14 protein-coding genes, 1 other RNA gene and 3 pseudogenes are annotated in these 14,021 nt (G+C 45.5%); 13 read left to right on the plus strand and 5 right to left on the minus strand.

Going from position 1 to position 14,021, the window contains the following annotated elements:
* Positions 1 to 67: 67 nt before the first annotated feature.
* Genes LQ247_RS03610 through LQ247_RS03625 form a run of 4 tightly spaced genes read left to right on the plus strand, consistent with a single transcriptional unit; the run spans position 68 to position 3,507 of the window.
* On the plus strand, positions 68 to 1,207 hold the full coding sequence (locus tag LQ247_RS03610) for a betaine/proline/choline family ABC transporter ATP-binding protein (RefSeq protein ID WP_020452992.1): 1,140 nt from the start codon (positions 68 to 70) through the stop codon (positions 1,205 to 1,207).
* Positions 1,208 to 1,228: 21 nt separating this feature from the next.
* Complete coding sequence (locus tag LQ247_RS03615; RefSeq protein ID WP_020452991.1) at positions 1,229 to 1,882, plus strand: ABC transporter permease; 654 nt, start codon at positions 1,229 to 1,231, stop codon at positions 1,880 to 1,882.
* A 13-nt stretch (positions 1,883 to 1,895) separates the two neighbouring features.
* The gene (gene opuCC / locus LQ247_RS03620) at positions 1,896 to 2,813 is read left to right on the plus strand and encodes an osmoprotectant ABC transporter substrate-binding lipoprotein OpuCC (RefSeq protein ID WP_103750129.1); all 918 of its coding nucleotides are present in this window, start codon (positions 1,896 to 1,898) and stop codon (positions 2,811 to 2,813) included.
* Between the two features lie 16 nt (positions 2,814 to 2,829).
* On the plus strand, positions 2,830 to 3,507 hold the full coding sequence (locus LQ247_RS03625; RefSeq protein ID WP_020452989.1) for an ABC transporter permease: 678 nt from the start codon (positions 2,830 to 2,832) through the stop codon (positions 3,505 to 3,507).
* Between the two features lie 48 nt (positions 3,508 to 3,555).
* On the opposite strand, the gene LQ247_RS03630 is transcribed toward LQ247_RS03625, so the two are convergent.
* Positions 3,556 to 3,954, minus strand: a complete 399-nt coding sequence (locus tag LQ247_RS03630) for a helix-turn-helix domain-containing protein (protein WP_224066730.1) — start codon at positions 3,952 to 3,954, stop codon at positions 3,556 to 3,558.
* A 172-nt stretch (positions 3,955 to 4,126) separates the two neighbouring features.
* Positions 4,127 to 4,528, minus strand: coding sequence for a transcriptional regulator (locus LQ247_RS03635; RefSeq protein ID WP_020452987.1), 402 nt, complete (start codon positions 4,526 to 4,528; stop codon positions 4,127 to 4,129).
* Between the two features lie 152 nt (positions 4,529 to 4,680).
* On the opposite strand from LQ247_RS03635, the gene LQ247_RS03640 reads away from it, so the two are divergent.
* The 8 genes and pseudogenes from LQ247_RS03640 to LQ247_RS03675 all read left to right on the plus strand — a co-directional run.
* On the plus strand, positions 4,681 to 4,914 hold the full coding sequence (locus tag LQ247_RS03640) for a helix-turn-helix domain-containing protein (protein WP_085959538.1): 234 nt from the start codon (positions 4,681 to 4,683) through the stop codon (positions 4,912 to 4,914).
* A 28-nt stretch (positions 4,915 to 4,942) separates the two neighbouring features.
* On the plus strand, positions 4,943 to 5,224 hold the full coding sequence (locus tag LQ247_RS03645) for an AbrB/MazE/SpoVT family DNA-binding domain-containing protein (protein ID WP_020452985.1): 282 nt from the start codon (positions 4,943 to 4,945) through the stop codon (positions 5,222 to 5,224).
* 163 nt (positions 5,225 to 5,387) lie between these two features.
* On the plus strand, positions 5,388 to 5,618 hold the full coding sequence (gene secG / locus LQ247_RS03650; protein WP_003185418.1) for a preprotein translocase subunit SecG: 231 nt from the start codon (positions 5,388 to 5,390) through the stop codon (positions 5,616 to 5,618).
* A gap of 140 nt (positions 5,619 to 5,758) precedes the next feature.
* Positions 5,759 to 6,505, plus strand: coding sequence for an alpha/beta hydrolase (locus LQ247_RS03655; RefSeq protein ID WP_020452984.1), 747 nt, complete (start codon positions 5,759 to 5,761; stop codon positions 6,503 to 6,505).
* 13 nt (positions 6,506 to 6,518) lie between these two features.
* Complete coding sequence (rnr, locus tag LQ247_RS03660) at positions 6,519 to 8,822, plus strand: ribonuclease R (protein WP_144497806.1); 2,304 nt, start codon at positions 6,519 to 6,521, stop codon at positions 8,820 to 8,822.
* Between the two features lie 115 nt (positions 8,823 to 8,937).
* Positions 8,938 to 9,411: an SsrA-binding protein SmpB gene (gene smpB / locus LQ247_RS03665; RefSeq protein ID WP_009329604.1), complete on the plus strand. Its 474-nt coding sequence runs from the start codon at positions 8,938 to 8,940 to the stop codon at positions 9,409 to 9,411.
* A 116-nt stretch (positions 9,412 to 9,527) separates the two neighbouring features.
* Positions 9,528 to 9,883: a transfer-messenger RNA gene (ssrA, locus tag LQ247_RS03670) on the plus strand.
* A 107-nt stretch (positions 9,884 to 9,990) separates the two neighbouring features.
* A pseudogene (locus tag LQ247_RS03675) lies at positions 9,991 to 10,116 on the plus strand (peptidoglycan-binding domain-containing protein); the annotation flags it as partial.
* 63 nt (positions 10,117 to 10,179) lie between these two features.
* On the opposite strand, the pseudogene LQ247_RS03680 reads toward LQ247_RS03675, so the two are convergent.
* From LQ247_RS03680 to LQ247_RS22160, 3 genes and pseudogenes are all read right to left on the minus strand, one after another.
* Positions 10,180 to 10,518 (minus strand): annotated as a pseudogene (locus tag LQ247_RS03680) (hypothetical protein).
* Between the two features lie 204 nt (positions 10,519 to 10,722).
* Positions 10,723 to 10,821, minus strand: a pseudogene (locus tag LQ247_RS03690) (T7SS effector LXG polymorphic toxin); the annotation flags it as partial.
* An 88-nt stretch (positions 10,822 to 10,909) separates the two neighbouring features.
* Positions 10,910 to 11,452 carry a YcxB family protein gene (locus LQ247_RS22160; protein WP_144497804.1) on the minus strand — a complete coding sequence of 181 codons (543 nt, stop codon included), beginning with the start codon at positions 11,450 to 11,452 and terminating at the stop codon, positions 10,910 to 10,912.
* 976 nt (positions 11,453 to 12,428) lie between these two features.
* Between LQ247_RS22160 and LQ247_RS03700 the strand changes: the two genes are divergently transcribed.
* Entirely contained in the window at positions 12,429 to 13,976 is a 1,548-nt protein-coding gene (locus LQ247_RS03700; protein ID WP_231005580.1) for a glycoside hydrolase family 43 protein, read from the plus strand.
* Positions 13,977 to 14,021 lie beyond the last annotated feature (45 nt).

The raw sequence follows: 14,021 nt of genomic DNA on the forward strand, positions 1-14,021 counted from the left end.
TTTACAAAGTGTATTTTATAATAAATGAGATGTTGAAATTTTTAAAAAACAGATGGAGGTGTGCGTTTTGCTGAAGCTAGAAAATGTATCGAAGGTTTATAAAGGCGGAAAAAAAGCGGTCAAGAACATTGATCTTGATATAGCAAAAGGTGAATTTATCGTCTTTATCGGACCGAGCGGCTGCGGGAAGACAACGACGATGAAAATGATCAACCGTTTAATTGAACCGACTTCAGGAAGCATTTACATCGACGGAGAAAACATAATGGATCAGGACCCGGTGGAGCTGCGCCGGAAAATCGGCTATGTCATTCAGCAAATCGGACTCTTTCCCCATATGACGATTCAGCAGAATATCACGCTTGTTCCAAGGCTTTTGAAATGGCCGGAAGAAAAGCGGAAGAAGCGGGCGGAGGAACTGCTTCAGCTCGTTGATATGGGGCCGGAATATTTGAACCGCTATCCTCATGAACTAAGCGGCGGACAGCAGCAGAGAATCGGCGTGCTGCGGGCGCTTGCGGCAGAGCCGCCCCTCATTTTAATGGATGAACCGTTCGGAGCGCTGGACCCGATCACCCGTGATTCGCTTCAGGAAGAGTTCAAAAAGCTGCAGAAATCGCTGGACAAAACGATTGTCTTTGTGACCCACGATATGGATGAAGCGATCAAGCTTGCCGACAGAATTGTGATTCTTCGTGCCGGCGAGATTGTTCAAGTCGGAACGCCTGACGACATTTTGCGGAATCCGGCGGATGAATTCGTTGAGGAGTTCATCGGAAAAGAACGGCTTCTTCAGTCCCGTCCTGACATCGAGCATGTCGAACAAGTGATGAATCCGAATCCGGTCACGATTACGAGTGAAAAAAACCTGACTGAAGCGATTCAAGTGATGAGGGAGCGCCGCGTCGATTCACTGCTTGTTGTGGACGAACGCAATGTCTTAAAAGGATATATCGATGTTGAAATCATCGATCAATACCGGAAAAAAGCCGTCACGGTCGGAGAGGTTGTCAATGAGAATGTCTACTCCGTTCAAAAAGGCACGCTCATCAGAGATACCGTCCGAAAAATTTTGAAAAGAGGATTCAAATATGTTCCCGTTCTTGATGAAGAAGGGCGCCTTGTCGGAATTGTCACAAGGGCAAACCTTGTCGACATCGTGTACGACTCGATTTGGGGAGATGAAGAAACCCTTGTCCAACGTTAAATGTAGGGAGGTGCATCAATCATGAATCAGATCGTCCAATTTCTCCAGAACAACGGCGGGGAAATGCTTTATAAAACATGGGAGCACTTATATATATCCATTTTTGCGGTGCTGCTCGGCATCATTATCGCGGTTCCGCTCGGTGTCGTTTTAACGAGAATGAAAAAAGGGGCCGGCGTCGTGATTGGAATTGTTAATATCATTCAAACGCTGCCGAGTTTGGCGATTCTGGCGTTTTTTATTCCGCTCCTCGGAGTGGGAAAGATTCCGGCGATTGTCGCGCTGTTTTTCTATTCAGTCCTACCGATTCTGAGAAACACTTACACGGGCGTAAAAGGCGTGAATCAAAATTTGCTTGAATCAGGAAAGGGAATCGGTATGACTGCATGGGAACAAATCCGCCTGATCGAACTGCCGCTGTCGGTGCCGGTGATCATGGCAGGCATCCGGACTTCCACCGTTTACTTAATCGGCTGGGCGACGCTCGCGGCTTTTATCGGCGGCGGCGGACTCGGCGACTATATTTTTATCGGGCTCAACCTGTACCAGCCTGAGTACATTATCGCCGGAGCGGTGCCGGTTACGATACTGGCCATTGTGATCGACTATATGCTGTCGAAAACCGAAGACAAAGTCACGCCCCAAGGATTAAAAGGGATGAAGGAAGTATCATAAGGAGTTGGCTCTTATGCAAACAAAAAAATTGAGACGGCTCGGCGCCGTCATGCTGGTCTTCTTGCTTTTGATCAGCGGCTGTGCGCTGCCGGGTCTTGGCGGGGCTTCCGATAAAACGATCAAAATCGGGGCGCAAAACCTGACCGAATCCGAAATTCTTGCCAATATGATCTCGCTTTTGATCGAGCATGATACAGATCTCAATACGGTGCTTGTCAAAAACCTCGGCTCAAACTATGTGCAGCACCAGGCCATGCTCGGCGGAGACATCGACATTTCAGCGACGCGCTATTCGGGAACAGATCTGACAAGCACGCTTGGAAGGGAAGCGGAGAAAGACCCGGAAAAAGCGCTTCACATCGTACAGCAGGACTTTAAAAAGAAATTCAACTACAAATGGTTTGATTCTTACGGATTTGACAATACGTACGCCTTTACAGTCACGAAAGAACTCGCTGAAAAAGGGAACTATGAAACCATATCCGATCTGAAAAAAGACGCGGATAAACTGAAGCTTGGCGTTGACAATGCCTGGCTGAAACGAAAAGGCGACGGATATCCGGGATTTAAACAGGAATACGGATTTTCATTCGGCTCGACCTTTCCAATGCAGATCGGACTCGTTTATGACGCCGTCAAAAACGGCAAAATGGATATCGTTCTTGCCTATTCAACGGACGGCAGGATCAAAGCCTATGATTTAAAGCTGTTAAAAGACGATAAACGCTTTTTCCCGCCGTATGACTGTTCGCCGGTCGTGCCGGAAAAAGTGCTGAAGGAACATCCAGAGCTTAAAGAGACCATCAATAAACTGATCGGAAAAATCGATACCGAAACGATGCAGGAGCTCAATTACGAAGTTGATGGAAAACTGAAAGAGCCTTCTGTCGTCGCGGCCGAATTTTTAAAGAAGCACAATTATTTTGAGTAAAAGGAGGGGCTGACAAATGGAAGTGCTGCAGCAGCTTTGGACGTATTATGCGCAAAACGGGAGCTATGTGCTGGGGGAATTTTACCGACACTTTTTAATGTCGGCATACGGCGTATTATTCGCCGCCGTCGTCGGCATCCCTGTTGGTATTTTCATCGCCAGATACCGGAAGATCAGCAAATGGGTCTTTTCCATCACCAATGTCATTCAAACGATTCCGGCGCTTGCGATGCTCGCCGTCTTGATGCTAGTCATGGGACTCGGCGCCAACACGGTGATTCTATCATTGTTTTTGTATTCGCTTTTGCCGATTATTCGAAACACATATACGGGAATCGTCAGCATTGAGCACGCCTACCTTGAATCAGGGAAGGCGATGGGCATGACGAAATTTCAAGTGCTCCGGATGGTGGAGCTTCCGCTCGCTTTGTCGGTCATTATGGCAGGGCTCAGAACCGCGCTCGTCATCGCGATCGGCATCACGGCCATCGGCACGTTTGTCGGCGCTGGCGGCCTCGGGGACATCATTGTCAGGGGGTCAAACGCGACCAACGGAACAGCGATCATTCTGGCAGGCGCGATCCCGACGGCACTGATGGCGATCATCGCCGATCTGTTCATGGGATGGCTTGAACGTGCGCTGAGCCCCGTTAAGCATCATAAAGGCAAGACGCCGAATCCTGATGCCGCTTAAATGGCAGCCGAAAAAAGCCGAATTTCTGCTAAAGAGAAATTCGGCTTTTTATGATTGGCGTTTTTTCGCTTCATTGACCAAAAAATGAAAGTACTGTTCGAGGTTAAGCAGGTCTTCGCGGGACAAGCAGTCCCATTTTCCGGGCTCAAACAGCCACAGATCTTCGACGCCATGCTTGGCCGCGATGTCCTGCATCGTGACATAGCCGCGCGGCTGTTCGCGAATCTCGTCAGCCCTCATATAACCGGCAATATCCATGAGCTGCTCGTACGGCATTTTCAGAGCATCAGCCAATTTTCTGATCGTCGCGGGCTTTGGAACGCCGCGGTGGCCGTTTTCGATTCTGGAAATGGCAGCGGCGCTCACACCGGCATACATAGCAAGCTGATTAACAGACAGGCTTCTTTGTTCCCTCAGCTCTTTGAGTTGTTCGCCGAACATTGTCATCGCCATCTCCCCCGCAAATTCATGATATAAACAGTTTAATACAAATGTTGACTAAAGGAAATACTTAAACAGGAAAAATATTGACAAAAGTTAACATAAGGGATAAAATAACAGCAGGGTCGAAAACAGACGAAAATGATAAAAAGGGGGGCGTGCGCTGCGGAGAAGGTATTCAGTTTTTGTTTCGGCTGCTTGCTTCCTGCACGAGAAAGTCGAAATATTTGTCCAGGTTTTCTATGTCTTTCTTTGAGAGCACCTTCCACTTTTCGCTGTCAAACAGAGAAAGATCCTCTAAATCGTACTGTGAAACGATGTCGTAAATGGAATCGTAGCTGCTTCTCGCTTCCTGGACTGTAGATGCGCTGATATAGCCTGCGGATGCCATCAGTTCCTCATACGGGACTTTCAAAGCGTCCGCCAGTTTTCTGATCGTCGCCGGCTTCGGCACGCCGCGCTTTCCGTTTTCAATTCGCGAAATGCCGGCCGAACTGACGCCGGAATACATTGCCAGCTGATTGACGGTCAGTTTTTTCCGTTCCCTTAATTGTCGTAAATGGTATCCAAAGTTCGTCATGGCCAAAACCTCGCAATCTCTTATTATAAAATATTTTAGTACGAATATTGCCTATAGGAAACATATGGATGATAAAAGTATTGACAAAAGTTAACAAATCGTTTATGTTCAATATAGACAAAAAGAAACATAAGAGATTAGAAAGGGGAGTAATCATGGTAAAAAAGATTCATATCAAAAGAGATTTTGTTCTCCAGTATATGATTGAACACAATCTCTCCTTAAATCAGCTTGCCATTGAAATCGGCGTATCCCCGGCGACTCTGAGCAGAGTTTTAAATGGCGAAAGGAGGCCCGGACAGCTTGTGATCGGAAAGATGATTCAGTATTTCAACAAAAAATTTGAAGATCTCTTTTATTATAAAGATGTTGACAAAAGTCAATAAACAAAGGAAAAAAGGAGGCTTTTCAAACGTGAAAAATACAGGAATTGTCCGGAGAATCGATGAGCTCGGCAGAGTCGTTCTCCCGGTCGAAATGCGCAGGGTGCTGAATATCAATGAAAAGGACCCGCTCGAAATATACACCGACGGAGAAAACATCATTTTGACAAAATACGCCGCCAACATGGCATGCTTGATGACCGGCGACATCACCACCAAAAATAAAACGTATGCGGGCGGCAAAATCGTACTCAGCCCAAGGGGAGCAGAAATGCTGCTGGAAGATATGATGGCGGCCTTGTCAGAAAAATGATTACATATTCCGCCTGATAGGGAGCATAGCCGCTCCTTTTTTTGTATACCTTATTCAGGCGCTGGGAAAAAATAAAAAAAGCTGTTCGAAACGCTCGTGACATGCGCTTGCTTTTCATGTAAAATAAAACTATTGTCAGCCAGTTTGTCTGGAGGTGTAGGTTATGGCCGCATTTTTAACGGTCTTATTAGTGATTGTAAGTATCGTACTGATCGTTGTCGTTTTACTGCAATCCGGCAAAAGCGCCGGATTATCAGGCGCAATTTCCGGCGGAGCCGAGCAGCTTTTCGGAAAGCAGAAAGCAAGAGGACTTGATTTGATTCTCCACCGGATGACGGTCGTTTTAACCGTGCTTTTCTTTTTCTTAACGATTGCGCTTGCTTACTTTGTATAAGACAATGAAGCATGAGGTCTGATGTTCAAGTCAGGCCTTTTTCCTATTTGCAGGTCTTTGTATGAAGAGACCGGCCGATTGATAAAGTTTGTTTCAAGACTAAACGTGGAAGAATACATATGAAAAGGAGACAGTGAATCATGAAAATCGTCAAACCACAACCTTTCACATTTAAAGGCGGAAAAAAAGCAGTCCTGCTGCTGCACGGATTTACCGGCAACACGGCGGACGTGAGAATGCTCGGAAGATATTTGAATGAAAAAGGCTACACATGCCATGCGCCCCAATATAAAGGCCACGGCGTGCCTCCGGAAGAACTTCTTTCTACAGGGCCGGAAGACTGGTGGAAAGACGTCATGAACGGGTATGAATATTTGAAATCGGAAGGGTATGAACAAATCGCCGCTTGCGGTCTGTCTCTCGGAGGGGTTTTTTCATTGAAATTGGGTTACACTGTACCCATAAAGGGAATTGTTCCAATGTGCGCGCCGATGTATATCAAAAGCGAAGAGACGATGTACGAGGGTGTGCTTGAGTATGCACGCAATTATAAGAAATTTGAAGGCAAGGCAGCGGAACAGATTGACGCTGAGATGGAAGAATTCAAAAAAACGCCGATGAACACGTTGAAAGCACTGCAGGATTTGATTGCCGATGTCAGAGAGCATGTGGACATGATCTATTCGCCTACATTTGTCGTGCAGGCGCGCCACGATCATATGATTAATACGGACAGCGCGAACATCATCTACAATGAAGTTGAAACGGATGATAAGCAGCTGAAATGGTATGAAGAATCCGGTCATGCCATCACATTGGATAAAGAACGCGAAGCACTGCACAAGGATGTGTATCAATTTTTAGAAACGCTGGATTGGCAGACATAAGGAGGTCTGGTTAGTGGAAAAAGAAGAATTTATGGATAAGCTTCTCTCCTTTATGAAAGAAGAAGCGTATAAACCTCTTACAGTTCAGGAACTGGAAGAGATGCTGGAAATCACCGATTCGGACGAATACAAAGAGCTTGTCAAAGCTCTTGTAACCCTTGAAGAAAAAGGGCTGGTCGTCAGAACGAGAAGCAACCGCTACGGTTTGCCCGAAAAAATGAATTTGATCAAAGGGAAGGTGTCGGCGCACGCGAAAGGCTTCGCGTTTGTTCTCCCCGAAGATTCCTCGCTTGACGATGTCTTCATTCCGCCGTCTGAGCTGAATACGGCAATGAACGGAGATACCGTGCTTGTCCGCCTGAGTACGGAGTCCGGAGGTACAAAAAAAGAAGGAGCCATCATCCGCATCATTGAGCGCAACGTTCAGAAGATTGTCGGCACGTATACAGAGACGAAAAACTTCGGCTTCGTCATTCCCGACGATAAAAAAATCACGAATGACATCTTTATTCCGAAGCACGCCAAAAACGGCGCCGTCGAGGGGCACAAAGTCGTCGTCCGCCTGACAAGCTATCCTGAAGGCCGGATGAGTGCGGAAGGGGAAGTTATCGAGATTCTCGGCCACAAAAACGACCCCGGCATCGATATCCTTTCCATCATTCATAAACATGGCCTCCCGGGAGACTTTCCGGCTGAGGCGATGGAACAAGCCGGCAATACGCCTGATACAATCGATGAAAAAGATCTTGAAGGCAGACGGGATCTGCGCGATCAAACGATCGTCACGATCGACGGCGCAGATGCCAAAGACTTGGATGATGCCGTTACCGTCACAAAACTCAAAAACGGCCATTATAAACTCGGCGTCCACATTGCCGATGTCAGCCATTATGTCACAGAAGGGTCTCCGATTGACCAGGAAGCATATGAACGCGGCACGAGCGTCTATCTTGTCGACCGGGTGATTCCGATGATCCCGCACAGGCTGTCGAATGGAATCTGCTCTTTAAATCCGAAGGTTGACCGGCTGACTTTGTCGTGCGAAATGCTCATTAATCCTCAAGGGCAAGTCGTCGAACACGAAATTTTTCAAAGTGTCATTAAAACGACCGAGCGGATGACTTATTCTGACGTGAACAAGATTTTAGTCGATGACGATGAAGAGCTGAAGCAGAAATATGAGGCGCTTGTCCCGATGTTCAAAGACATGGAAGACTTGGCTGCGATTCTGCGCGGCAAGCGGATGGAACGCGGTGCCGTCGACTTTGACTTTAAGGAAGCGAAGGTACTCGTCGACGAAGAAGGAAAAGCGAAGGACGTCGTCTTGAGAGAACGGTCGACAGCAGAAAAGCTGATCGAAGAATTTATGCTTGTCGCCAATGAAACGGTCGCCGAGCACTTTCATTGGATGAATGTTCCGTTTATTTATCGGATTCACGAAGATCCGGATCAAGAAAAGCTCCAGAGATTTCTTGAGTTCGTTACGACATTCGGCTATGTCGTCAAAGGGACGGCCGGAAGCATCCATCCGAAAGCGCTGCAAAGCGTGCTTGAAGAAGTCAGGGATCGTCCTGAAGAAGCCGTAATTTCAACGGTTATGCTCAGATCGATGAAGCAGGCGAAATACGATCCGCAAAGCCTCGGACACTTCGGCTTGTCGACTGAATTCTACACCCATTTCACGTCACCGATTCGCCGCTACCCTGACTTGATCGTCCACAGGCTGATCAGGACGTATTTGATTCAGGGCAAGACAGACGAAGCGACAAGGGAGAAATGGGCCGAAAAACTGCCTGAGATCGCCGAGCATACGTCAAATATGGAACGCAATGCCGTAGATGCCGAGCGGGAAACGGATGATCTGAAAAAAACCGAATTTATGCTGGATAAGATCGGTGAAGAATTTGACGGTGTGATCAGTTCCGTTACGAACTTCGGCATGTTTGTCGAGCTGCCGAACACGATCGAAGGGCTTGTCCACGTCAGCTTTATGACGGACGATTTTTACCGTTATGATGAACAGCACTATGCCATGATCGGCGAGCGTACGGGCAACGTCTACCGGATCGGCGATGAGATTACGGTCCGCGTCGTTGACGTCAATAAAGACGAGCGGAACATCGATTTTGAAATCGTCGGCATGAAAGGCTCCCGCCGCCGGCAGAAACCGGAGCCAAAACAGAAAAAGGGTCCTAAAAAGGATGCTCCATCGGCTGACAAAGGGGAATGGTTCACCAAGCCGAAAAAGAAAAAAGTAAAGAAAAAACGCGGTTTTCAAAATGCGCCGAAACAAAAACGCAAGAAAAAGAAAAAATAGACGGCACACGTCAAAAAAAGGGCGGCGAAATTGTAAGGCGAACGTTCATTTGATAGAATAATACGTATTCGCCGCCCTTTTGAATGTGAGATTGAAGGCGGGAGGAGGTTGCCGTATGCCAAAGGGAGAAGGGAAGGTTGTTTCCCAAAATAAAAAAGCAAATCACGATTATTTTATAGAAGAAACATACGAAACAGGCATCGTGCTTCAAGGTACGGAAATCAAGTCCATTCGCGCCGGACGGGTGAATTTAAAGGACGCGTTCGCTAAAATTGAGCGCGGGGAAGTGTTCCTTCACAATATGCACATCAGCCCGTATGAGCAGGGGAACCGCTACAACCATGATCCGTTGCGGACGAGAAAGCTTTTGATGCACCGCAAGCAGATCAACAAATTGATCGGTTTGACGAAAGAGCAGGGATACTCGCTCGTACCGCTCAAGATTTATTTGAAGAACGGTTTTGCGAAAGTGCTGCTCGGACTCGGAAAAGGGAAGAAGAAATTCGACAAACGCGAGGACTTAAAGCGCAAAGACGCCAAACGCGAAATCGAAAGAGCATTCCGCGACAGGCAAAAAGGCTTGATCTAAAGCCGGAACCCATGTTATCCTATATGAACGTGATCACAGACATTACCATTTGGAATTGACGCGTGATCTTGTTATAATAGTGATGCAGCCAGTTATCCGACTTCCTTTTCATCCAAGGGGACGTTACGGATTCGACAGGGACGGATCGAGCTTGAGTTGCGAGCCGAGAGGCGATCTCGTAAAAACGCACCTAAATATAACTGGCAAATCTAACCAGAACTTAGCACTAGCTGCCTAATTAGCGCAGCGAGCTCTTGCCCGCATCGCCTATGTGCCGGTTAAGAGCCCATAACGAAGTAGGCTACGCTTGCGCTCCCGTCTGAGAGCGCAGGAAGAGACTTATCAGACTAGCTCTCCGAGGGCCTGCCCGCAGGCACGAAGATGAGCGAAACTAAATATGCAGGGCTACGCTCGTAGACGCTGAAGCAATCGACGTTTCTGGACGTGGGTTCGACTCCCACCGTCTCCACCATACATATGATGGTGGTTTTTTTGTTTTTTTGGGATTTTTTGATGTTTGTATAAGAGCGGTGAACGGCTTAATGAATACGTCGGGCTCATGCCATGAGAAAATTCAAGGACGGCATTGATGGCTTTTACGTGCCGAAAACAACGAATGCGGTCAAACGGTTCCAACTGATGCACAGGTTTTCTTCTGACGGCATTTACGAGCCGCCGAAAAAGGTAAAACTTGATCACTATTGAATTAATACAAAAAGGCCCTCTTTCACGAGGGCTCAGTTTTTATAATTTCTAATTTGTCTATAGTTATTTATTACTGTCCAATTCCCATACTGTCTGACCACCCACTAAAATTTTATTCGGTGGATTATCATAAAGAGAGATCTCAACCAAGGAGCTTTCCTCCCCTTGACTTAACCAATCATATACACTGCCTTCGTTTTTAGTAAGGTGGGATATAATGTGATTCACTCTAAAGGCAACTGCATAATATTCTGTGTAATTGATATCTTTATCCTCTAATCCATTATCTGTTTCGTAAAGTGTGTCTGGATTACCGATTATTTTTAATCCATTTTCTCATTCTAATCGCAGTTCTCTACCACCATATTCATCTAATGTTTTTATTAAAGAGTTATATTCCATAAGTATCAATCCTTTTCTTATGGTTCTAATGGTTTTTATAGGAACTATATGAGCACCGTCTTTTGAATAATGTATTTCCTCTGGTAGTTACAATATATTTTCCGGTTTTCATGTCATATGCTTTACCTATTTTTTGGCCAAAGTCAACAACTTTCCTTTCTTGGGAAATCTCCCGTGTCAGCGTATTTATCAAGCAACTCTTGAGCTTTTTTTAACTTTAGCGAATTCGTCTGATTGTTGTTTTAATTGTTCCAGCGTTTGATCAATTGCATTGTGCAACGCCTGAACATCCAGAGTCTTCATGGCATTCTCCTTTAATACATTTTGTTACAATCACTGCTCATTTTTATGTAATGAACATGGAAATACAAAAAAGGAGAAATCCTTCTTCTTATGATTGCAATTTTAATTTTTTGGCCTGCCCATATGTAGTCACAAGCTCTCTGAAAGAATGAAGTTCATTTTCAAATATGAAAAAGCGCTTCGGTATCAAAATCATCTGGCTGCTTGACGTTTTCATGAGGATGAGACGTTTATATTCTGTTACTGCTGTCACTTCATACCATTGAAACAACGTATCGGAATTCTTAAATTGAATCTGAATTCCTTGTGGATTGATAGTGTAAGTTCTTTTACGTTTTAACCGTTCATTTTTTCGATAGACAATTTGCATCCGTATATAAAAAAAACCAATTAAAAGTGAGGTTAATATTATTGAAAGTACAATAATGAGAAGGCCATTCAACAGCAATTCGAGTGTTTCACTATGATAGACGGTAATCGGCATCTTCCCATCGACGGAAAACACCCAGACAAACAATAGAAAAATAAGAATAAAATAAAGGAATGCGTATTTTTTAAGCCAATAAAAAAAGAAAGATTTCATATCCTGTAATGTATATTCTCCCTCAAGAAAGACACTGTGTTGGATCATAAGTTTACTGCACCTCAACGTTTTCCTTTAATTTTAGCATAAAGTCTCATTTATTCGCAGAAATTGGCTTTTTTTTCATTGGAGTTGGCATGGCCGAGGCACCGTGTAATCGCTAAAAAAGGATCAGAGGGCATGATGTCGAACTTTAGTTATATATACATTCGAAAGAACTGACCAAAAGGAGGTCTACTATGCTCATCATTGAATCACTAATAGGATACGTTTGCTTTTTTATTGTTAATTTCATTTATGATACATACATTAAAAAAGCCTAGACTCCGTTTGGACACTTGGCTTTGATTTCGCTTGTTCAGACTGCGATTGCTTTAAGTCTTTTCTTTATTTTCTCCTGATTATAAGAGGTTGCCGCTTTCCTCAGCGGCACTCAGCTTTTCGGTCATTCCTCCGGATTCAGCTCGCTTGTCAAGTCGCCGCCCTTTAATAATTGCAATATCTGTGCTTAGTCGCCTGCAGATGTTCTTCTGCTCCTTTTTCTTTCCGCGATTATGAATCACCTCTACGCCAACAGTTTACAAAACAAACCTTTGTCCTTTTTTCTTTTAATTGAAATGAAATTAGTTCATAAGAATTAATTTTTAGATGTGCAAAAAAGAAATGATAAAAGACACTTAATATGCTTAAAAAATTATGGTAAGTTTTTGAAGGTGCTAAATGTAAAAGTTTGTATGATCAACGCTTATGCAAAACGGTTATTAAATATGAACTACAGGAGGGGATGCGGAGAAAGAAGAGCAAAGCGCCGGCAGATAAATCACCGGTCAGGTTATTGCGGTTGCTGAACGCGTTCTTCCGGAAGAGGGCTAGGCCCGGCTTCGCGAAGGAATAGAGCTATGAAAGAAGCTGCTTCAAGATTAGAAATCGCCCCAAAGCCGGATCGCACTTTCCAAAGACAGGGGCTTCTGCCGGAAAAATCGGCAACTCGCTTGATTTTATAGATAAAAGGAGGATGTTGGTCATGAAAATGAAGTGCGGTGCATGTTTATTGGTTCTTGTGCTATTCATGAGCTGTATACCTGGGAAATCTGTACTTGCTGCCAGCACAACCATTGCAAAACATGTAGGGAATTCTAACCCGCTTATAGACCATCATTTAGGAGCGGATCCCTTTGCGCTGACCTATAACGGAAGAGTCTACATCTATATGTCCAGTGACGATTATGAATATAACAGCAACGGAACGATTAAGGATAATTCATTTGCCAATTTGAACAAAGTGTTCGTCATCTCTTCAGCGGATATGGTGAACTGGACAGATCACGGAGCCATTCCGGTGGCAGGTGCCAACGGGGCTAATGGCGGCCGGGGGATTGCGAAATGGGCAGGCGCGTCCTGGGCCCCGTCAGTCGCAGTTAAAAAGATAAATGGTAAGGATAAATTCTTCCTTTACTTTGCAAACGGCGGCGGAGGTATCGGGGTCCTCACCGCAGACAGCCCGACCGGGCCGTGGACAGATCCGATCGGAAAAGCGTTGGTTACAACAAGTACACCGGGAATGTCAGGCGTTGTTTGGCTATTTGATCCGGCAGTGTTCGTAGATGACGACGGCACCGGTTATCTGTATGCCGGCGGAGGCATCCCTGGAGGTTCAAATCCAACGCAGGAGCAATGGGCAAATCCTAAAACAGCACGAGTCATAAAATTGGGGACCGATATGACGAGCGTTGTTGGAAGCGCGTCTGTGATTGATGCGCCTTTCATGTTTGAAGACTCGGGAATTCATAAACATAACGGAAAATATTACTATTCCTATTGCATCAATTTCAGCGGTGCGCACCCGGCCAATATACCACCGGGTGAAATCGGCTACATGACCAGCTCAAGTCCCATGGGGCCCTTTACGTATAGAGGGCATTTCCTGAAAAATCCGGGTGCATTCTTCGGGGCTGGCGGAAACAACCATCATGCTGTTTTCAATTTTAAAAACGAGTGGTATGTGGTGTACCATGCTCAAACTGTCAGTTTCGCTTTGTTCGGAGCCGGCAAAGGATACCGTTCTCCCCATATCAATAAGCTGGTCCATCTTGCAGACGGGTCCATTCAAGAGGTGGCGGCAAATTATAGGGGAGTGTCTCAGCTTGCCAATTTGAATCCGTATAACCGGGTAGAAGCTGAAACGTTTGCCTGGAATGGACGCATTTTGACGGAGAAATCCTCAGCACGCGGCGGACCGGAAAATAATCAAAACGTCACAAGCATTCATAACGGAGACTGGATTGCTGTAGGAAATGCTGACTTCGGCACGCGCGGAGCGAGGACATTTAAAGCCAATGTCGCTTCCACTGCAGGCGGTAAAATTGAAGTCCGTCTCGACAGTGTAACAGGTAAGCTTGTGGGAACTCTGAATGTACCTTCCACAGGCGGAGCGCAGACTTGGAGAGAAATAGAAACCACTGTGAGCGGCGCAACCGGTGTTCACAACGTCTATTTTGTATTTACCGGAAACAGTTCAGGCAACTTGTTTAATTTTGATTACTGGCAGTTTACACAAAATGAGCACCGGTAACAGCAAAAAGGTGGTCTCAGAAGGGTTTTCATATACCACAACAAT

The organism is Bacillus sp. BS3(2021), from assembly GCF_021043345.1.
In the GTDB taxonomy this organism is placed as follows: domain Bacteria; phylum Bacillota; class Bacilli; order Bacillales; family Bacillaceae; genus Bacillus; species Bacillus paralicheniformis.

What these genes read in the sequence shown, in the direction of transcription:
- LQ247_RS03615 (WP_020452991.1), top strand. Translation starts at nt 1,229, where the DNA reads ATGAATCAGATCGTCCAATTTCTCCAGAACAACGGCGGGGAAATGCTT.
- opuCC (WP_103750129.1), top strand. Translation starts at nt 1,896, where the DNA reads ATGCAAACAAAAAAATTGAGACGGCTCGGCGCCGTCATGCTGGTCTTC.
- LQ247_RS03625 (WP_020452989.1), top strand. Translation starts at nt 2,830, where the DNA reads ATGGAAGTGCTGCAGCAGCTTTGGACGTATTATGCGCAAAACGGGAGC.
- LQ247_RS03630 (WP_224066730.1), bottom strand. Translation starts at nt 3,954, where the DNA reads ATGACAATGTTCGGCGAACAACTCAAAGAGCTGAGGGAACAAAGAAGC.
- LQ247_RS03635 (WP_020452987.1), bottom strand. Translation starts at nt 4,528, where the DNA reads ATGACGAACTTTGGATACCATTTACGACAATTAAGGGAACGGAAAAAA.
- secG (WP_003185418.1), top strand. Translation starts at nt 5,388, where the DNA reads ATGGCCGCATTTTTAACGGTCTTATTAGTGATTGTAAGTATCGTACTG.
- LQ247_RS03655 (WP_020452984.1), top strand. Translation starts at nt 5,759, where the DNA reads ATGAAAATCGTCAAACCACAACCTTTCACATTTAAAGGCGGAAAAAAA.
- smpB (WP_009329604.1), top strand. Translation starts at nt 8,938, where the DNA reads ATGCCAAAGGGAGAAGGGAAGGTTGTTTCCCAAAATAAAAAAGCAAAT.
- LQ247_RS22160 (WP_144497804.1), bottom strand. Translation starts at nt 11,452, where the DNA reads ATGATCCAACACAGTGTCTTTCTTGAGGGAGAATATACATTACAGGAT.
- LQ247_RS03700 (WP_231005580.1), top strand. Translation starts at nt 12,429, where the DNA reads ATGAAAATGAAGTGCGGTGCATGTTTATTGGTTCTTGTGCTATTCATG.